Annotated in this window: 22 protein-coding genes; 14 read left to right on the top strand and 8 right to left on the bottom strand. The window is 39.4% G+C overall.

Annotation, left to right across the window (positions count from 1 at the left end):
• Positions 1-29 precede the first annotated feature (29 nt).
• From WH223_RS01095 to WH223_RS01085, 3 genes are read left to right on the top strand one after another with little or no spacing between them, the layout of a single operon-like run.
• On the top strand, positions 30-980 hold the full coding sequence (locus tag WH223_RS01095) for a M20/M25/M40 family metallo-hydrolase (RefSeq protein ID WP_340045673.1): 951 nt from the start codon (positions 30-32) through the stop codon (positions 978-980).
• A 10-nt stretch (positions 981-990) separates the two neighbouring features.
• Entirely contained in the window at positions 991-1,905 is a 915-nt protein-coding gene (locus WH223_RS01090; protein WP_340045672.1) for an SDR family oxidoreductase, read from the top strand.
• Positions 1,898-2,425 (top strand): acyl-CoA thioesterase, encoded by a 528-nt coding sequence (locus WH223_RS01085; protein WP_340045671.1) that lies wholly within the window; start codon positions 1,898-1,900, stop codon positions 2,423-2,425. Before WH223_RS01090 ends, WH223_RS01085 begins: the two co-directional genes overlap by 8 nt.
• Before the next feature lie 65 nt (positions 2,426-2,490).
• Here the strand turns inward: WH223_RS01085 and WH223_RS01080 are convergent, their stop codons facing one another.
• The 4 genes from WH223_RS01080 to WH223_RS01065 are packed head-to-tail and all read right to left on the bottom strand — an operon-like array spanning position 2,491 to position 4,930.
• Complete coding sequence (locus WH223_RS01080; RefSeq protein ID WP_340045670.1) at positions 2,491-2,901, bottom strand: EVE domain-containing protein; 411 nt, start codon at positions 2,899-2,901, stop codon at positions 2,491-2,493.
• Positions 2,902-2,921: 20 nt separating this feature from the next.
• On the bottom strand, positions 2,922-3,275 hold the full coding sequence (gldC, locus tag WH223_RS01075) for a gliding motility protein GldC (protein WP_340045669.1): 354 nt from the start codon (positions 3,273-3,275) through the stop codon (positions 2,922-2,924).
• A 34-nt stretch (positions 3,276-3,309) separates the two neighbouring features.
• Entirely contained in the window at positions 3,310-3,546 is a 237-nt protein-coding gene (locus tag WH223_RS01070; RefSeq protein WP_340045668.1) for a hypothetical protein, read from the bottom strand.
• 1 nt (position 3,547) lies between these two features.
• Positions 3,548-4,930 carry a DEAD/DEAH box helicase gene (locus WH223_RS01065; RefSeq protein ID WP_340045667.1) on the bottom strand — a complete coding sequence of 461 codons (1,383 nt, stop codon included), beginning with the start codon at positions 4,928-4,930 and terminating at the stop codon, positions 3,548-3,550.
• Between the two features lie 144 nt (positions 4,931-5,074).
• Between WH223_RS01065 and WH223_RS01060 the strand changes: the two genes are divergently transcribed.
• Together WH223_RS01060 and WH223_RS01055 are read left to right on the top strand one after the other, a co-directional pair.
• On the top strand, positions 5,075-7,213 hold the full coding sequence (locus WH223_RS01060) for a S46 family peptidase (protein WP_340045666.1): 2,139 nt from the start codon (positions 5,075-5,077) through the stop codon (positions 7,211-7,213).
• Between the two features lie 122 nt (positions 7,214-7,335).
• Positions 7,336-7,515: a histone H1 gene (locus WH223_RS01055; protein WP_340045665.1), complete on the top strand. Its 180-nt coding sequence runs from the start codon at positions 7,336-7,338 to the stop codon at positions 7,513-7,515.
• Positions 7,516-7,589: 74 nt separating this feature from the next.
• Here the strand turns inward: WH223_RS01055 and WH223_RS01050 are convergent, their stop codons facing one another.
• From WH223_RS01050 to WH223_RS01035, 4 genes are all read right to left on the bottom strand, one after another.
• A complete protein-coding gene (locus tag WH223_RS01050; RefSeq protein WP_340045664.1) occupies positions 7,590-8,378 on the bottom strand; it encodes a GLPGLI family protein in 789 nt (262 codons plus the stop codon).
• 11 nt (positions 8,379-8,389) lie between these two features.
• Positions 8,390-11,140, bottom strand: coding sequence for an outer membrane beta-barrel protein (locus WH223_RS01045; protein WP_340045663.1), 2,751 nt, complete (start codon positions 11,138-11,140; stop codon positions 8,390-8,392).
• A 110-nt stretch (positions 11,141-11,250) separates the two neighbouring features.
• Positions 11,251-12,018, bottom strand: coding sequence for a GLPGLI family protein (locus tag WH223_RS01040; protein ID WP_340045662.1), 768 nt, complete (start codon positions 12,016-12,018; stop codon positions 11,251-11,253).
• 17 nt (positions 12,019-12,035) lie between these two features.
• Complete coding sequence (locus tag WH223_RS01035) at positions 12,036-14,807, bottom strand: outer membrane beta-barrel protein (protein ID WP_340045661.1); 2,772 nt, start codon at positions 14,805-14,807, stop codon at positions 12,036-12,038.
• A 201-nt stretch (positions 14,808-15,008) separates the two neighbouring features.
• Between WH223_RS01035 and WH223_RS01030 the strand changes: the two genes are divergently transcribed.
• The 9 genes from WH223_RS01030 (at position 15,009) to trpA (ending at position 22,653) form a co-directional block, all read left to right on the top strand.
• Complete coding sequence (locus tag WH223_RS01030) at positions 15,009-16,379, top strand: dipeptidase (protein WP_340045660.1); 1,371 nt, start codon at positions 15,009-15,011, stop codon at positions 16,377-16,379.
• A 118-nt stretch (positions 16,380-16,497) separates the two neighbouring features.
• On the top strand, positions 16,498-17,241 hold the full coding sequence (locus tag WH223_RS01025; RefSeq protein WP_340045659.1) for a lysophospholipid acyltransferase family protein: 744 nt from the start codon (positions 16,498-16,500) through the stop codon (positions 17,239-17,241).
• Positions 17,242-17,267: 26 nt separating this feature from the next.
• Positions 17,268-18,026: an ABC transporter ATP-binding protein gene (locus tag WH223_RS01020; protein WP_340045836.1), complete on the top strand. Its 759-nt coding sequence runs from the start codon at positions 17,268-17,270 to the stop codon at positions 18,024-18,026.
• Between the two features lie 120 nt (positions 18,027-18,146).
• A complete protein-coding gene (locus WH223_RS01015) occupies positions 18,147-18,368 on the top strand; it encodes a DUF2795 domain-containing protein (protein WP_002996718.1) in 222 nt (73 codons plus the stop codon).
• 52 nt (positions 18,369-18,420) lie between these two features.
• The gene (locus tag WH223_RS01010) at positions 18,421-18,879 is read left to right on the top strand and encodes a hypothetical protein (RefSeq protein ID WP_340045658.1); all 459 of its coding nucleotides are present in this window, start codon (positions 18,421-18,423) and stop codon (positions 18,877-18,879) included.
• Between the two features lie 207 nt (positions 18,880-19,086).
• Positions 19,087-20,079: an anthranilate phosphoribosyltransferase gene (trpD, locus tag WH223_RS01005; RefSeq protein ID WP_340045657.1), complete on the top strand. Its 993-nt coding sequence runs from the start codon at positions 19,087-19,089 to the stop codon at positions 20,077-20,079.
• A gap of 1 nt (position 20,080) precedes the next feature.
• Positions 20,081-20,701: a phosphoribosylanthranilate isomerase gene (locus tag WH223_RS01000; protein WP_340045656.1), complete on the top strand. Its 621-nt coding sequence runs from the start codon at positions 20,081-20,083 to the stop codon at positions 20,699-20,701.
• Entirely contained in the window at positions 20,694-21,878 is a 1,185-nt protein-coding gene (gene trpB, locus WH223_RS00995) for a tryptophan synthase subunit beta (protein WP_340045655.1), read from the top strand. The genes WH223_RS01000 and trpB overlap by 8 nt, the downstream gene beginning before the upstream one ends.
• 1 nt (position 21,879) lies before the next feature.
• The gene (gene trpA / locus WH223_RS00990) at positions 21,880-22,653 is read left to right on the top strand and encodes a tryptophan synthase subunit alpha (protein ID WP_340045835.1); all 774 of its coding nucleotides are present in this window, start codon (positions 21,880-21,882) and stop codon (positions 22,651-22,653) included.
• Positions 22,654-22,991: the final 338 nt, after the last annotated feature.

Genomic DNA, 22,991 nt, shown 5'->3' with positions numbered 1-22,991 from the left:
CTTGCCAAGTCGAATACGTATATTTGGGCATGAACAAACGCAGGCCCATTTTATACGCTCTTACGAGCATCCTATTCTTAGCCTTATCCCTTTCTGGGATGGCTCAAATACAACCGAAAAATCTCAAAAAACATATTTACTACCTTTCATCAGATCAGATGAAAGGCCGCGGAACGGGGTCTAAGGAGGTCGGAAAAGCTGCCGATTATATCGAGAAGCAATTCAAAAAATATGGCCTTACCCCTAAAGGTCAACAAGGCTATAGGCAGCATTTTGAAGCCAAAGTACGCCGCGTGGTCGTGCCTGATAGCATCCGCCAAGCGACAAACATCATTGGCTTCTTAGATAAAGGAGCTCCCTATACCATTGTTGTTGGTGCGCATTATGACCACCTAGGTACAGGCCACCAAGGAAGCTCTAAAGACTCACTAGGCGTTGGCAAGATTCATAACGGTGCCGACGACAATGCTTCTGGCGTTGCCGGATTACTGGAATTAGCACGTCACTACAGTGCTGATAAAACACCAAAACCTTACAACATTTTATTTATCGCCTTCGGCGCAGAAGAACTGGGCCTAGTTGGTTCAAAGTATTTCACGGAGCACCCTACCCTGCCCTTGGAGAATATCCAATGGATGTTAAACATGGATATGATAGGCCGTTACAATCCAGACAATGGTGTAGCTGTTATCGGATATGGTACGAGCACTGCTTTTCCACAAATTTTCGCCGATATCCAGAGCCCTTTAAAGTTTAACCTCAGCAAAGATGGTAATGGGGGTTCTGATCAAACGTCTTTCTACAAGAAAAATATTCCGGTATTATTTTTCCATACTGGAGGTCATGAAGACTACCACATGCCTACTGATGATGCGGATAAAATTAATTACGAAGCGCTGAAAGCAATAATAGAGCTTGAAGTAAAGGTTATTGATAACTCCATGAAACAAGGAAAAATGAATTTTACCTGGACAAACTAACGTTATACCTATGCGCATACTCCTAACAGGTTCCAATGGTCTTCTAGGCCAAAAGCTGACTGATTTTCTGCTCTTAAGGGACGACATTACTTTGCTGTGTACCTCAAGAGGCGAAAACCGAAATCCGCAGCAAGCGGGTTATACTTTCCAGAAATTAGATTTAGCAGATTGGGAAGGTATGCAACAATTGATTCAATCCTTCGCTCCTACACATATTATCCATTGTGCGGCGATTAGTAGTGTTGAACGCTGTGAAGCTGATCCTGATCAAGCGCAGCTTATCAATGTTACAATTCCACAGCAACTGGCCGAGCTGGCCCATCTGCAAGGTATCCACTATACCTTTCTCTCGACCGACTTTGTGTTTGATGGCAAACAAGGGCCATACCAGGAAAGCGATTCCACAGGACCATGCAATGCTTATGGAGCGAGTAAAGTTAAGGCTGAGCAGGCTATTCTCGCCGTTAATCCGCAGGCAGCAATACTACGCACGATATTAGTGTACGGCGTCATCGGAGATAAAGGACGTTCCAACCTTGTGTTATGGGCAAAAGGTAAGCTTGAACAAAAAGAAGCTATCAAGGTGGTTGCCGACCAATGGCGTATGCCTACTTGGGTAGACGACCTTGCACAAGCTTGTATCTTAGCGGCAGACAAGAAAGCAGAAGGGATTTTCCATATTTCGGGACCTCAGCTTTACAGCATTATCGAAGTCGTAGAGTTGGTGGCTGATTACTGGCAATTGGACAAAAAGCTAATTAGCCCTATCCTTGCGGCAGAAATTGGCCAAGACACAAACCGTCCACGCAAAACAGGCTTTATTTTAGATAAAGCACATCAAGTGCTCGGCTTTAAACCGACAAGTTTAACAGCGAGCTTTGAACAAATAGATATACAGTTAAAAAAACTACAACAACATGCATAAGAAATTCGCCAAAGAATCCTATACGGAAATGAATGAGCTCGTTCTTCCAAATGATACCAATACGTTTGGCAACCTCATGGGAGGTCGTCTTTTGTATTGGATGGATATCTGTTCCGCTATGGCTTCACAGAAGCATTCTAATAGCCCTGTCGTAACCGTATCGGTCGACAACGTATCCTTCAGTCGTTCGATCAAATTGGGTGAAGTGGTAACTATACAAGCGAAAGTATCGCGTGCTTTTTCTTCATCGATGGAAGTACGCATGGAAATATTTGCCCACAATCTACCGGAGGGTACGCGTATCAAGACTAACGAGGCTTACTACACTTTTGTAGCTATTGATGAAAACAATAAACCACGCAAGGTGGCCGAGTTAGTGCCAGAAACTGAAGAGGAAATCCAATTGTTTGATGAAGCATTAAGACGTAGAGAGCTTCGTCTTATTTTGGGCAAGAAGTTACAGCCGGAAAATGCTACTGCTTTAAAAGATTTGGTAAACCTTTTTAATCATAAAGGCTAAATTAATAAGCATAAAAAAGCGGGAATACATAAATTATGTATTCCCGCTTTTTTATAGTTATATTTTTATTCGCCGTGGCCTAAGGCAATAATACGATCAAACTCCTCTGCTTTCAAAGGCATCACAGACAATCGACCTTGACGCACTAATGCGACATGCTGAAGCTGTTCATCTTCTTTAATCATTTCTAAGGTAACCGATTTTTTCAAACGCTCCACAGGGGCTAAATCAACCACTACCCATTTGGTATCATCGGTGGTAGGATCCTGGTAAAATTCTTTAACAACTTTAGCAATACCTACTACTTCTTTACCTTCATTACTATGATAAAACAAGACTAAGTCTCCTTTTTTCATGGCTTTCATGTTGTTTCTAGCTTGGTAATTACGCACACCATCCCAGAACGTTTGTCCATCCTTCTCAAACTGTTCCCAGCTATATTTAAAAGGCTCTGATTTTACTAAGAAATAATTCATAATTGAGTTATTAAAAAAGATTAACGACCTTCTTGTTCTAAGACTTCCATTTTGTCGGCAAAATGCGCACAGTAATCGCGTAGATCACCAATCACTTTAGCTGCCATTGGATCATCCGCGGAAGCGCGTAAAAAAGAATCACCTAAAGTTTGCAACGTCTCATAGAAGAAACGCTTCATCTCATCATAAGGCATATCTTTAGTCCATAAATCAATACGCAAGGAGTTTTTGTACTGCGCATCCCATAAGGCTAAGAACATAGCTTTTGCAGGCATTTCATCCGAAGTTTCTCCATCTGTCGATGACCAATCAATCGTGTCTGGCACATTTTGATCATCTAACGTTACGTTAAGTTTTATTTCTGCTGTTTTCATACGTTCATTTATACTAATAAAGGCAAAGCCCTTTTTACATTATTTTTATTAATACCACCAATATTCCTGTCATCAGGATAAAGCCAATTTCACTCATCCAGAGCCTGCGTAGCTCTTTTATATAAAATCGAAAAATCAAATCTATAACCAATAGCAAAATCAGAAATAGACTTATCTGCCAAATGGGAAATATAGCTTGATCTCTTCCCCATTCGTCGATATACCAAACCAACAAACAAGCCTGTGCAATATTTAGTGGGCTTAGTTTCATCTTATCTTTTTTTCGCACGCTTAGCAGAACCTCTTGCTCCTGCTTTCGCCGCAGCTTTTGCACCAGCTTTCGCTCCTGATTTTTTACCGAAAGCAGAAGGACGTCCTTTACCACCAGCTTTATTCTCCTGCTGCTTGATTACATATTTCTTTTCATGGAAAGCACCGCGGAAATCAGGGTCATCTTTCTTCTTCTGATTATCAATCTCTCGAGCAATAGCCTGTTTTTCTTCAAATCCTGTTTTCTCGATAAATACCGATTCAGGAAGTTCTTTAACAGGAATGCTCTGACGAATCAATTTTTCAATTTTTGATACATAATACAACTCCGATTCATTCGCAAAGGTTATTGCATCCCCTTCGCTGAAAGCACGACCAGTACGCCCAATACGGTGTACATAATCTTCAATAACAATAGGCACATCGAAGTTAAAAACATGACTCACTTTAGAAACATCTAAGCCACGTGCTGCCACATCGGTAGCTACCAAAATACGAACATTACCTTCTTTAAAGGCATTAATCGAATTGATACGTGTATTCTGCCCTTTATTAGCGTGGATTACGCGTACTTGCTCATCACCATGCTTACGCTCCATAAAACGAAACACATTATCCGCTACCTGTCTTGTTCTACAGAAAATAATAATGCGATGAAAAGCCTCGCTATCTTCCAGCAAATGCTGCAAAAGGTTGAGCTTAGTCTTTAAATTAGGCACATGATAAACCGACTGAGATACTGTTTTCGCTGGCGTTGCTTGCTCTGTTACCTCAATAACAGTAGGGAATGCTAAGAAGTCACCTGCAATCTTACGCACCAACTCACTCATGGTTGCGGAGAACAATAGATTTTGTCTCTTGCGGGGCACAACTTCAAGGATACGGTGAATCTTACTGATGAATCCCATATCCATCATTTTATCGGCCTCATCCATCACCAAGAACTTCAAGGATTTAGTATTGATATCGCCTGCTAAATACAAATCGAGGAATCGACCTGGTGTTGCTACGATAATATCACAACCTTTAGCCAGCTGTTCTTTCTGCGTCTTCGGTCCTAAACCTCCATACAACAAAACGGTACGCAAATCTAAATAAGTCGAGAAAAGACGAATGTGTTCTTCAATCTGCATAGCCAGCTCGCGTGTTGGCGAGAGAATGAGTGCACGAGGGTCATCTCCTTGTGCATACTTTAACTGCATCAACAAAGGAAGCACAAAGGCCGCTGTTTTTCCAGTTCCGGTTTGTGCAATTCCCATCACATCTTGACCACTCAAAATTGGGGTTATTGCTTGCTGCTGAATTTCAGTCGTCTCTTGATAGCCGGCTTCTGCAATTGCATTTAGTATTTGTTTGTTAAACTTGAAATCTTCAAATGATGCCATTCTGCAAAGATAAAGAAAAGCATCTATATCGATTTATTATTCCATAATATATGACATTATCTAAGCATCTACGCATTTTATTGGCCTATAATTTTGAATTAAACAGGAATTAAATCAAATTTGTGGCTACTAAAAAGGTTGAATATGAAAAAAATATGGGTTTTCCTACTCCTGTGTTCAGTGAGTATGGGTGCATTTGCAGATGAAGGGATGTGGTTCCTAATGCATTTGAAGCGTCTAAATGAGGCAGATATGCAGAAAAAAGGACTTAAATTAACAGCTGAAGAAATCTACAGCATTAATAATTCCTCATTAAAAGATGCTATTGTGCAGTTTAATGGTGGCTGTACTGCGGAGATTGTATCCGGTCAAGGTCTTGTTTTCACAAACCACCACTGTGGTTATGGTGCTATTGCAGAGCTTTCTACGCCTGCGGATGACCACTTAACAAATGGTTTCTGGGCTAAGAATTTAGGTGAAGAATTGAAGCCTAAATCTTTATTTGTACGTTTCTTCGTGCGTATGGACGATGTATCGAAACGTATCTTAGGATTGGTAAATGATAAAATGAGCGAAAAAGAACGCGAAAAAGTTATCAACCAAGAGATCGCTAAAATTGAAAAAGAAAATAGCGAAGGTGGTAAATACGTCGTTTCTGTAAAATCATTTTACCAAGGAAATGAGTACTACTACTTCGTTTATCAAGATTATACAGATGTTCGTTTAGTAGGTACGCCTCCGAACAGCATTGGTAAATTTGGTGGCGATACTGACAACTGGGAATGGCCTAGACATACAGGTGACTTCTCTATCTTCCGTGTATATGGTGATAAAGATGGTAACCCAGCAGCTTACGCTAAAGCTAACGTTCCATTGAAGCCTAAACACTTCTTGCCAATCAGCATCAAAGGTATTCAAGAAGGTGACTTCTCCATGATTTTGGGTTACCCAGGTCGTACAAACCGTTGGATGCCTGCTGCAGGAATTGACCAAAACGTAAAATTTGCTTACCCTGCATGGGTTGAAGCTTCTAAAGTAGGTATGGATGCCATGAAAAAATACATGGATAAAGACCAAGCTGTAAAGATTAACTATGCTTCTCAATACTCCGGTATTGCTAACTACTGGAAAAACCGTCAAGGTATGATTGACGCGTTGACCAAACACAATACCGCAGCAACAAAAGGTAAGCAAGAAGCTACTTTTGATAAATGGGCTAACAAAAAAGAAAATAAAGCGCAGTATGGTGATGTTGTTAAAACAATCAACAACTTCTATGCTACCACAAACGAAAAAGCACGCCACGACAACTACCTGATCGGTATGTTACGTTCGTCTACATTCGCTGCTCTTCCAGCAAACCTTGGTGGGGCTTTAAAACAGTACGCTGCGAGCAACGAAGCAAAAAGAGCTGAATTGTTACCACGCTTACAAACAATCGCTACGGAGACTTATGAAAAAGCATACTTACCACTAGAGGTTGATGTGTTGGCTGATGAGTTGAATCTTTACGCTAAAAAAGCAGGTGTTATCGCGCCTTACATTGCTGAGTTAGCAAAAGAAAATGGTGGTAACTTCCAAAGCTATATTGAAAAAGCATTTGCAAGCAGCATCTTTGGTTCTAAAGCTACATTAGAAGCTTTCTTAGCCAATCCATCAGCTGAAGCTGTAGATAAAGACCCTTTGTTCCGTATTTCTTCAGCATTAATGACGAAATACCGCGAAAGCACGCCTGAAACTGAAAAATTAAATGATGATTTCCAAGCTGCTTACCGCAAGTATATTGCTGGTGTATTAGCGTCGAATCCAAAAGGAAAATACTACCCAGATGCGAACTCTACGTTACGTCTAACGTATGGTACTATCCGTGCCCTTCCTGCTGACCCACGTAATGATGCTAAAGTAAACAACTACACGACATTAAAAGGAACTATTGCGAAGTACAAACCAAACGATGAGGAGTTTGACTTACCAAAACGTTTAATGGAATTGTATGAGACAAAAGATTACGGACGTTACGCGGATAAAGCTGGTTATATGCCTGTTAACTTCTTAAGTGATCAAGATATCACAGGTGGAAACTCAGGTTCTCCAGTTTTAAATGCTAAAGGAGAATTAATTGGCTTGGCTTTTGATGGTAACATTGAAGCAATGGCTGGAGACGTTATTTTCGACCCTGTTTTACAGCGTACAATTTCAGTAGATATTCGTTACGTGTTGTTCATCATTGATAAATTCGCTGGTGCACAAAATATCATTAACGAACTAAAAATTGTAGAATAGTCTCCTGAGAGCAAATTTATTTATTAAATTAAATGCAAAAATTCTGCTTTAATTCATTGTTTTTGTATATTTATGATATCTTAGGATATTAATTAATAAAAACTAAAATTATATAATTCAAAATGGAAAACTACAACAAATTAAAAAGCTTAGTAGCTTCTTTAGAAGCTGATGCAGACAAATTCTTCAACAATGGTAACTCTGCAGCTGGTACTCGTGTACGCAAAGGCTTACAAGACATCAAAACTTTAGCTCAGGAACTTCGTAACGAAGTAACTTCTAAGAAAAACGACACTAAGTAATTTTAGTATCGCCTTATAAAAAAGCCCGAATTCGCAATGCGAATTCGGGCTTTTTTCTTGGGATAAACTTAGTCTTACAAAAGACTAAGTTCAGTGATATATTCTATAGTTTGTTTATTTAACCAATTCGACATGGTCGATTTGAACAATTCTGCAATTTGACTACGGCTCATTACCTTGGTCTTTTTATTATCAAACACCTTCTTATCGATAACCACTTGATCTGTCAGTTCCACCTTAGTCGCAAAATAAGACACGTGCTGGCTTGGAACAGCTAGACCTAAGATCATGCCCGGAAGGCCATTTATAGACTCAGGGCCGCCCGATACAGGTATATCTGCGGTATAATAAGCCACAACATAGATAGAGTCTGGTGTAATACCATTAGCCCTTCTACAGCTATAGCCTGCAATTTCACGGTATTCATCGGTTATACGCCACGTCATCGTTTTCATTGTATCTTGAATGATGACTTTATCACCGATAATATCGTTGAATCTTTTGTAAGAACGATCAGAAAAGGTAGATAAGGTCTGTGCATCAAAATCTAGTGCAAACATCATGACCAATTGTTTTACCCGTGGATCTAAATCGCCTCCTTTTTGAGGCTCGAAAGAAGTCTCCTGTGCATTAAACTTAAGTGTCTTCTTCAGGGTGATGTTCTCTGGAATAGAAGGCAACATCTGTTGAAATTGTCCTCTTGATCTATCATCAGCTTTTTCAATGAACTGCTTCGCCACAATATTCTTGGCATACATGATCTTATCAAAACTAATTGTTCCACTTCTTCCGAAGTGTGCATACTGTGCTTTTGAAAACTGCACACAGCATAAAAGTGTTAAAATAGCTATCGTTACTCTCATTTTCTTATTGACTATTTGATAAACATTTTTGTGAAATCCCATGATACTTTCAACATATAGTAACGTTTAATGGTATCATAACGTCTTTGTGTAAAGACAGAATTAACAGAAGAACGGCTGAACCCTTTATTTGCATTCAACACATCATTCACGGTAAAATCTACCACTAGGGATTCATTTTTCAACAACTTCTTACTAATCCCAGGATGTAACAAGAACTGATCGAATCGCTTATCAAAAGCTTTTGTCGCTGCTTCATGGGTATAGTTATAGTTTACATATAATTTAAACGTTTTATCAAAGAAATATTCAACGCTACCATTCGATTCAAAAACAAAACCATTACTATTTTCATTCTTCTGCAAGCTAGACGTTAATACTCTATATTTCGGACTAAGACCTAGATTAAAGTTTAAGCCTGTTTTAGTATCACGAATCAACTGGTAAGTAGCTCCATAATTGCTCGAGCTTACTTTATTCAATTCGCCATTGAAGAAGTTGTAGCTTACATTGTTTGAACCATTAATTTGTGGCGAGTGCGACAAACCTAAAGATTTAGAGATCTTAGCATAGTGACCTCCCCAGAAACTAACACCAACATTAGCATGTCCATCAATATTTTGCCATTCATAAAAGTTAATAGAGTTGTCTGTGCGAATACTCTGTACAATTGGGTTTTTAGTCGTACTAAAGTAACCACCTACATAGTTATATGTACCCGATAAAGCTTTGAAAGAATAGAAATTCACATTTACCGAGTTAAGGAACGAAGGCTTTAAATTTTCATTTCCTACATAACGGTTGAATGGATCCGCATTATCTTGAATCGGCTGAATCTGTGATAACGAAGGCAACTGGTTACGTCCTTGATAATTGAAGGATAACTGCTTGCTCTTGCTAATAGAGTAATTCGCATTTAACGACGGGTTATACGTCAAGAAGTTACGTTTCAAAGACTCCTGCGTATAGTTATTAAGCTGCTTTAAATCGTCGTTATTCAAGCTGTTTGTTAAGGTAGCGCGGAATTTCTCATCGACATAACCTAAAGCGACCTTGTAACTGCTGCTTAAACGATCAAAGTTATAATTATTACTAAAGCGTTTATCTAAATCATCATAAGCACCAGAAGCGGATTTATTATAAGATTCCAAAAGGGAACTATTTTTAGCCTCTACAACACCTGCCGATAAGGTTAGGTTTAACTTCTTACTTAAAGGCTCCGTATACGTTAAGGTTCCTTGGTGTAACTTTTGTCTTTGTAATCTATTCTTCAACTGGTCGGTAGTAGTCCTCGTACTTGTAATAGTAGAATCTGCGGCGAACCCGAAGTTGTCTACGTGTGACAATAAGGTACCTCCACCCTTAGTCTCCTCATCGGAAAACTTAGCAAACACAGAAAAAGAACGTCCTTTTTTCATAAACTTATGGGTAAACAAGGCCGTCGCATCGTAAGAATTCACTTTATTCTCTACTAACTCTTCTGTATGTTCACGAGCCGTCATCGTACCATTGATATCAAATCGCTCAGCATCACGCGTCGTGTTTGTCCATAAATTCTTACGTGAAGCTCCACCTGTAACCAAAAGCGTGTTTAACGTATCAAATGCTAAATCAAATTTGATATTGGCACGGTGCAAATCATTTTCTGAATTTACATTTTTTAAAGAATGGTTATTGATGATACCTGTTTGTGTAGTCTCATCCGTACCGTCAGACTCAATACGCCCATATTTATAATTCAAATTCACTTTGTGCTTATCGGCAAATTTATCCGAGAAGTTAAGCCCTGTATTAATTGCACGTGGAACACCCACGACACCTTGTCCAGAGAATGGATCATAGCCGCCCGAAGAGAAACTCATGGAGCCATCGTCACCATAAGAAACGCCGGAATCCCCACCATACTTCTGTGAATCTTCCCAGTTCATACTCGTTGTTCCGTTATTACCAAAAAGGCCATACGCAGAAATCTTTTGGCTTCCTTTGAACTTATTAAGCATGAGTTGCCCCATGTAGTAATCGTCGGTACCACCGCCCGCAAGCGCCTTACCGAACATACCATTTTTAGCATTTTCCTTCAACTTCACATTGATCGTCTGTTCGCGTTGCCCATCGTCAACACCCGTACGCTCTGCTAAATCAGATTTTTTCTCATATACCTGCACTTTATCTACCATATCCGAACGAATATTACGTGTCACTAAAGTAGGGTCATCACCAAAAAACTCTTCCCCGTCAACCAACACCTTCTTCACCGTCTTTCCTTGGGCAGTAATCTTTCCTGAAGCATCTACGGTGATTCCCGGAAGTACTTTAAGTAAATCTTCTACTTTAGCATTCTTCTCTACTTTAAAGCTTCCTGCATCGTATTCAGTCGTATCTCCTTTGATTGTGATTGGTAAACGCCCTGTCACCACAATCTCTTCCAACATATGGCTGATATTAGCTAATTTAACATCACCCAAATTGACATTTCCTTGTGCGACTACCGATTGGTAGAAATCTGCATATTTAGGGTAACTCACAATGACTAAGTAAGGCTGGTCACCTTTCTTAGTAAGGGTAAACTCTCCTTTTTCATCAACACGAGAAAAATCGATAAGAATAGAATCTTTAGCACGTAGTAACATCGCTAAAGCGTCTTTTAAGATAAGTTTCTGATCAGACTCATCACGAACCTGACCCGTAATTTTTGTTTGTCCGTTTAGGACGGTAAAGCTGCATATCCCAAAAAGGGTTAGCAGCAGCATTAGTTTCTTCATAAAAAAGTGTTCGTCTGTTAGAATAAAATATTAATCTAATCAGTAAGTCGTTATAAGTTTAAAAACGTTACAGTTAATAATTAGTTTTTTTATTTTTTTTTTAATATTAATTACAAGAAGATACTAATCAAGTTAAAACTGAACTGCTTTTCGGTAAACCATTCACCAACATTAAAACGCTCCCTAAGCAGGTTATTAATCTCTCCACGTTTCAAATTTTTATCTTTCTTTTTTTGTGCTAAAGGAGAAACAGAAGGTTGACTGAATTCAACTTTAGTCGCATAAATATTCGTGTGGCGATCCGGAATGCTAAGCCCTAATATCATCCCTGGAAGACCATGCAGGGCTCCTGGCCCTACTGATAGTGGAATGTCGTCTGTATAAAAAGCAACCACATAAACAGAATCCATTACCACACCGTTGGCTCTACGGCAATTATAACCCGCTATTTCTCGAAACTCGTTTGTCACTTTCCATTTTACAGGAAGCAAGTCATCCTGTATACGCAAATCAATACCCGCAAAATCAGAAACACTACTCATAGTTTTATTCTTCAGGTCTTGGTAGTAGCTTCCCCCTAAATCAAACCGGTACCAACTTAAATTACGCATGATTGCCGGAAGCTCTTCCTTAATCGGCTCATAACGGGATTGCTCTCCATCGAAAGATAATTTACTCTTATAAACATAAGTTGTTGGCGCCTTATTAATAAGTTCATTAATAATATCTTTATCATAATTATCATCCTTGGACAAGGAATTATAGGTACGCAGATAATTCTTGATATGAACTGTCTTTTCATAGTGAATAACACCTGAATTCGGGAAATATGTATACTGTGCAAATGCGCCCAAACTGCTTAGAAGCAGTAGGGTCATATAGATTATTTTTAGTCTCATTCGTTTGTTGCTCCTTTCATAAAGTTAAAATCCCAGCTTACTTTCAGCATGAAGTAGCGGCCAATGGTATTGTAGTTTTCTTGCACCAAAGAGCTTCCACTCTGTCTTCTAGAAAACCCTACATTTTTGTTTAGCACATCTTGCACATAGAAGTCAAGTGTTAGTGTTTCGTTTTTCAAGAACTTCTTGGTTATACCCGGCTTCCACAGCATACGTTCAAATTTCTCACCGAACACATCCGTCGGTGCTTGATAGGTGTAGTTCATCTCAGAATATAGCTTCACCTTCAATGGCAAGAACACCGATAAGTACAGGTTCATATCTTGCGTAAAACCCTTGCTATTCAGTTGAGGCTGTAAGGAGTTTTTAAGCACTGAAAAACCAGGTCTATATTCAATATCAAAATCGACACTTTTCTTAGTATTACGATTAAAACCTAAAGAAACGGAGTAATTCAAACTTGTATTATCGCTTAAATCACCATTTACATAACTGGAATAATTACTATAGTTAGCAGACCCCTGCATGTAAGTTTTCAACTTATATTTCTTCCAAACATCTTGTCCAAAACCACCATAGAAGCGTAAGTTATTACCAACATCCTCGAGATTCGAATAGGCAAAAGTCCGTACCCCATCGGCAATAACAACATTTTGTCGAATACTATTAAACTGCTGTGTCCACGAAAGGCTGACATAGGTATACATATCTTTTAGGATGTTATAGGTATTATGTCTCAACTCATAGGTATTCGCTTGGGAAGGCTTCAGGTTTGGATTCCCCACAATGATATTCAAGGGATCGGAATTTTGCTTCAATGGCTGAACTTGATTTAAGTTCGGAAGCTGATTAAAACGATAGAAATTCATTCCTAAATAATTATTCTTCTTCATTTCCCATCGCAGGTTAAAAGAAGGGTTATAGGTCAAATAGCTGCGCTGAACCTCAAGCTGCTCATTATTATTAATTTGAGATAGCTTATCGCTACGCAATCCTTGGGACAGGTTTATACGTAGTTTGTCCGAACGGTAGTTTAGTCCTAAATTGGCGGCATGACGCGTGGTGTTAAAATCAAAATCATTACTAAACTCTTTATCCAACACCGTATAATCGCCATCAGGTGACACCCTGTTGTAGGAGTTCTGTAAAGATGAAGACTTGTTGAACACATACTCATACTGCAAACTGCTCGTTATTCTTTTACTCAGCGGTTCAGAATAAGAAAGAACCGAACGGAAACTATTTTTTTTGTTTTCCATTTCCTTACGCTGATCGACCTTATTTATAGAATCTAACACATTTAATTTGTAAAAGTTCGTTGTCGCATTCAAGAATCCATCACCTCTACCTGAGCCATGTTCACCATTCACCCGTAGCGATAATGAACGTCCTTCTTTAGCAAACTTACGCGTGAAGTATACACTATAATCTAGCGACTCATTTTTACTCTCACTATTTTGCTTAGCATTGTTATCGTTGAGTAGGTACTCATGATCATAGGTGCTCGCTTCTTTTTCCGATTCGATACGCGTCTTCCTTTTACTCATTCCTAAATTAAAAGTAATGGTATGCAGGGAGTCCAACTTAAGATCATAACGACCGTTAAACTTCTGCTTATCGTTATTCTTCGACTCTTGGGATCGCTCTTGACTATTTAAAACGATATCTTTTCCGCTCTCTTGCGATATCCTGCTCGACTGCTCTTCATTTTCAACATGAGCAATCTTATAACTAACATTCAACTTATGCTTACCTTCCTTCCAACTATCAGACATAAAAGCACCCAAGCTAAAGGCTTTAGGACGACCACGTCCATTCCAATAGTCCATATCATCACCACCAGTCCAAGACCAATTGACTGAACCATCATCACCTACCTCCGATGAGATATCAGAAAAGCCATATTTATCTTTATCTTCCCAATTCATGGAGACAGTTCCATCATTGGCACCTAAAGCAAAGAAGCCTATCTTTTGTTTACCTGCAAAACGGTTGAAAGCGGCGGTACCTGTATAAAAGTCAGATTTATTATCCCTGCCCCCACCGGCTTCGGCCTTACCAAACATGCCTCTTTTCGCATTTTCCTTTAATTTTAAGTTTATGGTTTGAATACGTGTTCCATCATCCACCCCAGTTCGCTCCGCCTCTTCCGATTTCTTTTCATACAATTGTACTTTATCGACCATATCGGAACGTAGGTTACGTGTCACTAAGGTAGGGTCGTTACCGAAAAACTCTTCCCCATCGACGAGTACTTTCTCGACGGTTTTACCTTGGGCGGTAATCTTCCCTTGAGCATCCACGGTAATACCTGGAAGCACCTTCAGCAGATCTTCTACTTTAGCATTCTTCTCAACGGCAAAACTAGCTGCATTGAACTCGGTAGTATCACCTTTTATCTGAATAGGAATCTTTCCCGTTACGATTACTTCTTCCAACAAATGGGCGACACTAGTCAAGCCCAGCTGGCCTAAATTAATATCTGTAGTTCCTCGAATATCTTGTTGAAAAAAACCAAATTTAGGATAACTTACGATTAGTAAAAAAGCCCCTGTATCAGGCCTGTTCAACGTAAACTTACCTTGGTCATTAGCCCGGGCATAATCTACGAGAATAGAGTCTTTAGCTTGTAAAAGCATAATGGTGGCATTTGTCAATTTGGTTTTTTTATCCCCTTCGTCAACAACTTCACCCGTAATTTTAGTTTGTCCTATTAGGCTTATGCTACTTAAGAGCATGAAGGCTAGTAAGATGGTTAGTCTCATCATGAAAATAATGGTTAGTATAATTTCGTCGCAAAATATAAGATTATTAAACACTTAGCAAATGTTTAATCATTTCTTAATCATTTTTAACATATAGTATATAATGAAGATATATCTATTGTAAAATTCCATACGTTAACAAACAGAAAAGTTCATTTACTATGCCGCGTTAAATTATGTAGCTTTGTAGAAACTCAAAAAAATATGCCAACGATAAAAGAATATGTTCAATCCAACAAGGATAGATTTTTAGAAGAATTGTTCGCCTTATTACGTTTTCCTTCTGTCAGTGCAGATCCAAAATATAAAAATGATGTGATCAAGACAGCAGAATTTGTTGCTCAAAAACTTAAAGACGCTGGTGCTGATAAAGTAGAAGTTGTTCCTACAGCAGGAAACCCTATTGTTTATGGCGAGAAGTTAATCGACCCTAGCTTACCAACGGTTTTAGTGTACGGACATTACGACGTGCAGCCCGCTGACCCATTAGAGTTATGGGATACGCCTCCTTTTGAGCCAACCGTGCGCGATGGTAAAATCTATGCTCGTGGTGCTGCTGATGACAAAGGTCAATTTTACATGCATGTTAAAGCTTTCGAATACATGATGACTAATGATGCGTTAAGCTGCAACATTAAATTCATGATTGAAGGTGAAGAAGAAGTAGGTTCCGTAAACTTAGGCACATTCGTTATCGAAAATAAAGAACGTCTTAAAAGTGATGTTATCGTAATTTCTGACACCTCAATGATCAGCCTAGAGCAGCCATCTTTAGAGACAGGCTTACGTGGTTTATCGTATGTAGAGGTAGAAGTAACAGGTCCAAACCGTGATTTACACTCCGGTGTTTATGGTGGTGCCGTTGCCAATCCAGCAACAATTTTAGCTAAATTAATCGCATCGCTTCACGATGAGAACAACCATATTGCTATTCCTGGCTTTTACGATGATGTTGTTGAATTATCAGCAGCAGAAAGAGAAGCCTTGAACAAAGCACCTTTTGATATCACAGAATACCAAGAAGACTTAGGTATTAATGCTGTTTGGGGAGAAGAAGGATACACAACGATTGAACGTACTGGAATCCGCCCTACACTTGAGGTAAATGGTATCTGGGGAGGTTATATCGGCGAAGGTGCAAAGACGGTATTACCGTCAAAAGCATTTGCTAAAATATCTATGCGTTTGGTACCTAACCAAAATTCGGAACGCATTACCAATCTTTTCAAAAAACACTTTGAAGGCATCGCTCCTTCTTATGTAAAGGTAGAAGTGAAACCGCATCACGGTGGTGAGCCGGTAGTAACGCCTACAGATAGCATCGCTTACAAAGCCGCAGAGAAAGCATTGGAAGATGCATTCAATAAGAAACCAATCCCTACACGTGGTGGTGGTTCTATTCCTATTGTCGCTTTATTTGAAAAAGAACTACAGGTTAAAACAGTATTATTAGGCTTCGGTTTAAATAGCGACAACCTACACTCTCCAAACGAGAAGTATGGTATTGAAAACTATTTAAAAGGTATCGAAACAATTCCTGCATTCTTCAAGTATTATGCAGAGTTAAGTAAATAAGACTTTTCCAAATTATAGGAGCAATGGCAACCCGAAACGGTTGCCATTGTTCGTTTAGTCCCTATCCTATTTTTCTTGTTTGCAACCAAAGGTTGATAAAATTTATATATTTGAATTGATGAACAAATTCTTCCGAAAACTACATTTGTACCTCTATCTAACCACGGTTTTTTTATTTTTCCTTTTATCGTATCCGTTGTTGTATATCGTTGCAAAAAAGCCTAAAAAAAACTACGCCAAAATTGCGGCTATCCGTAAATGGATAAGCCTTCCTCCTTTATTTATCATGGGATTTCGCGTCAAAGTTACTTATGAGGCTACAATTGATTGGTCGCAAAACTATATTATTTGTCCAAACCACAGCTCCATTCTGGATGTATCGATACTCGACAAAGTATGCAAACAAGCAAGTTCTTTTATGGGGAAAGACAGCCTGCTTAAGAATCCCGTTACCCGCACATTTTTTAAGACGATTGATATTCCTGTAAACCGCAGTAGTCGTGTATCGGCTTACAAAGCCTATAAAAAAGCGGAGGAATTACTTCAGGAGCATCGTTCTTTGGTCATTTTCCCCGAAGGGAGAATTGATGAAGAGTTTCCACCAGTCTTACATCCTTTTAAAAAGGGGGCTTTTCGGCTAGCCAAAGAGAACAACACGCTTATTTTGCCTATCGTCATCCATAATGCCTGGGAGCTACTGTGGGATGATGGCTTAGCCTACGGCTCTAAACCTGGTACCATCCATGTAACGGTGTTACGTCCAATTTCCCCCCATAGGGCAGACAAAGAGGAGGAGGAAGACTTAGAAAAGCTAGTCTACAATCGGATGAAATATTCTTGGGAAAATCATAATAAATCGTAACTTAACGTCCATCAATGGCAAGCAACATGAGTAATGAGTATTTAATTCAGATTGATGATATCGGTAGGGAATACATTATTGGTACCGAAGAAATTCATGCCCTAAAATCCGTTTCTTTACGTATAAAAAAAGGCGAATTTGTGGCTTTAATGGGGCCTTCGGGCTCGGGGAAGTCCACGCTGATGAACATTTTAGGCTGTTTAGATACGCCAAGCAAAGGCCAGTACATCCTCAATGGCATTAATGTGTCGGACATGAGCGAAAATGAATTGGCTGCTGTTCGCAACAAAGAAATTGGTTTTGTCTTTCAGACATTCAACCTACTTCCGAAGAGCACAGCGCTAGAAAATGTAACCCTTCCGCTTATTTATGCGGGCTACTCCAAAAAGGAAAGAGAGGCTCGTGCCCGTCGTTCTTTAGATAATGTAGGCTTAGGCAATCGGGTTGAACATAGACCGAATGAGCTATCCGGAGGGCAGCGTCAGCGTGTTGCTGTGGCTAGGGCATTGGTTAATGACCCTTCGATTATCCTCGCCGATGAGCCTACCGGAAATTTGGACACCAAGACTTCTATAGAAATAATGGGACTTATTGAAGATATTCACGACAAAGGAAATACCATTATCTTGGTTACCCACGAAGAGGATATTGCGCAGCATGCGCACCGAATTGTTCGCCTACGCGATGGCTTGGTGGAAGACGATTATGCCAACCCAGAAATAAAATCAGTACGCCCACGCTTGGAAGCACTGCGAGAAAAGGGTACAGATTTTGAAAAAATTTAATATTTTAATATATTAAAAATCAACTATTTACAATATTCAAAATAACACACGCTTCTTTTAACTTGTTTTAGTAAAGAATTATGTTATTTTTGCGAAAATAGCAAACATAAATTATTAGATATGTATTGGACACTAGAATTAGCATCACATTTAGAAGATGCACCTTGGCCAGCAACTAAAGACGAGTTAATCGACTATGCTATTCGTTCAGGAGCACCAGTTGAGGTCATTGAAAATCTTCAAGCGTTGGAAGATGATGGCGAGCCTTATGAGAATATTGAAGAAATTTGGCCCGACTATCCAACAAAAGATGATTTCTTTTTTAACGAAGATGAGTATTAAGTAACATAAAAAACGTCCTTCTTGGGCGTTTTTTGTGTTTAAGCACAAATGCATGAGAAAAGGAATATGTATTGCGCTATGCTTCTTTTTTGCCATCGTAAGCAAAGCACAGACAACAAGCACCACACAGGAGCAAGATTTAGCTATTATCCATAGATTTATTGAGACTATTGCTCAAGACGAGCTACGTGCCGACGTAATCTTGAGCCAACAGGTCTTAATGGAAAAAGAAGTCGACAACGATGCTTATGATTACTTGGAGGCAAGCATTGACGAGATACGACTTAATGTGCAGCTTAAAGATTTAAGCCAAATTGAGTATATCCCTTTCAACAAACTTCCACACAAGGAAACGGTGGATATCGATACAGAAGGAAAACCAACGGACAAAATGTATTTTTTAAAATACAAAGGCAGGTTACTCCTGTCCGTCTATATTGATAAAGACAAAATAGCCTCATTCACACTCGTTTCTAAAGGAGACAGTAAGGCGCATTTTGTTACGTATTAATTGTTATAAAAATTTGGAGTTCAGAATCTAATTATTGATATTTGTTTCAATCAACAACAAAAAATGAATTTTTCAATTGTAAATAAAGCTTGGTGGTGGCACAACATCTAATGTTGTGGCGAAAACCTATTGCTTGAATTATTTACATCAAAGAATAGTGGGCTTGCCTTTAAGGCGAGCCTTTTTTTATTTATACCCATTGCAATCATGAAAGAAACATTAAGATACCTCTTTGAATATAAAAGCTTTACAAAAGAAGAAGCTTATACTATTTTAACAAATATAGCAACAGGTAAGTATGATAGTCATCAGATTGCGGCTTTCATGACCATCTACGGTATGCGTAGTATACGCGTTGAAGAGCTTAGCGGATTTCGTGACGCGATGTATGACTTATGTTTGCAGCTAGAATTTCCAGGCTATGATTTGATAGACCTATGTGGAACTGGCGGTGATGGTAAAAATACGTTTAATATATCTACGCTAGCGTCTTTCGTCGTTGCCGGTGCTGGCTACCATGTCGCAAAACATGGAAACGTAGGTGTTTCATCGGGTTGTGGCTCTTCCAATGTAATGGAATATTTAGGCTACCGTTTCACCAATGATAAAGACGAGCTGAGCAAGCAACTTGAAGAAGCTAATATTTGTTTCCTACATGCGCCACTTTTTCACCCGGCGATGAAAACGGTGGCACCTATTCGAAAAGCATTAGGCGTAAAGACATTTTTCAATATGCTAGGTCCATTGACAAACCCTGCCAATCCAAAGTATCAATCAGTAGGCGTGTTTAGTCTTGAATTAGCTCGTCTTTACAACTACTTATACCAACAAACAGACAAACAGTATAGCATCGTTCATGCCTTGGATGGTTACGATGAAATATCCCTAACGGGAGATTTTAAAATCATTAATAATCAAGGAGAAAAAGTATATAGCGTAGCACAGCTGGGTTTTGAAGAACCACTACAAGCAAGCAGCTTGGCCGGTGGCGACACCGTAGAAGAAGCCGCGGCTATCTTTTCAGCCATTCTTAAAGGTGAGGGTACCGTAGCGCAGAACAACGCAGTACTTACGAATGCTGCTTTCGCCATCAAAACTATTCATCCGGAAAAAAGCTTTGCCGACTGCTATTACGAGGCTGAAGAGTCGCTCTTAGGCAGCAGCGCACTAGCATCCTTCCGTAAAGTAACAAACAATTAAGATGCGACCATTAGCCATAAAAGTATGCGGTATGCGTCAAGCTGATAATATTCAGGCCTTAGCCGAATTGGATATTGACTACATGGGTTTCATTTTTTACGAAAAATCTAAACGCTATACGCCTACATCCATCATAACAGAGCTCCCTGCATCTATAAAAAAAGTAGGTGTCTTTGTTAATGCTTCAGTAGAAGATGTACAAAACAAAATCAACGAAGGCTTACATGCGGTACAACTCCATGGCGACGAGTCTGTAGATTTCTGTAAAGCGATAAAGACAGAAGGCATCCTTTTAATCAAAGCTTTCGGTCTACACGAAGACATCAATTGGGAAGACTTAGCACCTTATGAAAAGGTGGTTGACTATTTCCTATTTGATACCAGCAGTGCGCAATATGGTGGAACAGGAAAAACATTCGACTGGGCTTTGCTGAATAAATATCCCTACTCGACGCCCTACTTCTTAAGTGGTGGCCTTGATTTAGAGAATTTACATACTGCATTAGCTATTTCAGACGCTCGATTAATCGGGTTGGACTTGAACTCTAAATTTGAGATAGAGCCTGCCCTTAAAGATATCAACAAAATTAAACAAGCCTTGAAAATCATAAAAGATGAGTAAATATCAAGTAAACGAAAAGGGTTATTATGGCCCCTTTGGTGGAGCCTATGTACCAGAGATGCTCTATCCGAATGTAGAAGAATTACAACAGCAGTACCTGCAAATCATGGAAGACCCTAGCTTTAAGGCTGAGTTTGAAGCGCTATTAAAAGATTACGTAGGTCGTCCATCGCCTTTATACCATGCGAAACGACTGTCGGAACGCTATAAAGCAAATATCTTCTTGAAAAGGGAAGATTTAAACCATACAGGGGCGCACAAGATAAACAACACCATCGGACAGATTTTACTTGCCGAGCGCTTAGGTAAAAAACGAATCATCGCTGAAACAGGAGCCGGTCAACATGGTGTTGCTACAGCCACTGTCTGCGCACTGAAAGGCTTGGAATGTGTTGTGTATATGGGAGAAATCGATATTCAACGACAAGCGCCAAATGTTGCCCGCATGAAAATGATGGGTGCTACCGTTGTTGCTGCTCAATCGGGTAGTAAAACCTTAAAAGATGCAACCAATGAAGCATTACGTGATTGGATAAACAATCCCGTAGATACACATTATATTATTGGGTCTGTGGTTGGTCCACACCCCTACCCTGATTTAGTTGCCCGCTTTCAATCTATCATTTCAGAAGAAACGAAGCAGCAGCTTTTCGAAAAAACAGGTAAAGAAACACCTGAATATGCTATCGCTTGCGTTGGCGGAGGATCTAATGCAGCAGGCATGTTTTATCATTTCCTGGATGAAGAATCCGTAAAATTAGTTGCCGTCGAAGCAGCAGGCCACGGCGTTGATAGTGGTGAATCAGCTGCAACAACCGCATTAGGTAAAGAAGGCGTTCTTCATGGTAGCCGTTCTATCCTTATGCAAACAGAGGACGGACAAGTTATTGAACCTTATTCCATTTCTGCAGGCCTTGATTACCCAGGTATCGGCCCACAGCATGCTTGGTTGTTCAAGAGCGGTCGTGGTGAGTATGTAAGTGTTACAGATGATGAGGCTATGGAGGCAGGCCTATTACTTACACGCTTAGAAGGTATCATTCCAGCAATTGAAAGTGCACATGCACTAGCACAATTGGAGAAGATGTCCTTCCAACCAGACGACAATGTTGTCGTTTGTCTTTCTGGACGTGGCGACAAAGACTTAGACAATTACATGAAACACTTTGGATTTTAAAATCATGAAAGTAAATACAATATTCAACGATACGACGAAAGAAAGATTACTTTCTGTTTATTTCACAGCAGGATATCCAACCTTAGATAGTACGATTACCATCGCTAAAGGACTTGAAGAAGCTGGTGTTGATTTCTTAGAAATAGGCTTCCCCTATTCGGACCCAGTAGCTGACGGGCCCGTTATACAACATAGCTCGGAAGAAGCTTTAAAAAATGGAATGACTTTAGCTTTGCTATTCGAGCAATTGAAAGCACTACGCGAGCATGTTACTATTCCTGTTTTCTTAATGGGTTATTTTAATCCAGTATTGCAATTCGGTGTAGAACGCTTCTGTGCAGCCTGTGCAGAAGTAGGTGTCAATGGCGCTATTATTCCCGACTTACCGATGTATGAGTATGAGGAACTCTATCAGCCAGTTTTTGAGAAACATGGCATCAGCAATATATTTTTGATTACACCGCAGACATCGGAAGAACGGATTAAAAAAATAGATAAACTATCGACAAGTTTTATCTACGTTTTATCATCCAATGCTACTACAGGTAAAAACCTAACGGTACAAGACACATCCAAAGCATATTTCCAGCGATTAAAAGCAATGGAACTGGAAAATCCACTGGTTATCGGTTTTGGTATCGCAAACGCCGACACCTTCCAAAAGGCGACGGACTATGCAAAAGGGGCCATCGTTGGTACGGCATTCGTACGTACGCTTGATAAACCAGACTACATGCAGCATATTGACAACTTTGTGAAGAGCATCCGTTCCTAAGCATGTATAAAATCATTCTATCATTTTCACATACCTGAAAATGATAGAATGATTAAAAATCTACCCCCTAAAAGTTTTTAATTTTTTATTTGATTGACATATTTTGAATAGACCTTAAAGACCGCAAGTGCAGATACTAAAAGTAAAGCAGCTATAGCGATCGATCCTTCCGGAGACAATTGCACAAATTCCATAGGTAACTGTTAATTAAGCTAGTAATTGATAATGTTTACGCAACCAAATATAAGTGTTGGAACACACGATTCAAAAAAAATCCGTCTATTTTTAACAAAATAATTACACAGTATCCTCCTATTTAACAATTAATTAATTGTTAT

It is taken from the genome of Sphingobacterium sp. MYb382, from assembly GCF_037572665.1.
In the GTDB taxonomy this organism is placed as follows: Bacteria; Bacteroidota; Bacteroidia; order Sphingobacteriales; family Sphingobacteriaceae; genus Sphingobacterium.
The sequence above is the reverse complement of the archived record's forward strand: the minus strand, read 5'-3'. Positions and strand labels throughout refer to the sequence as shown.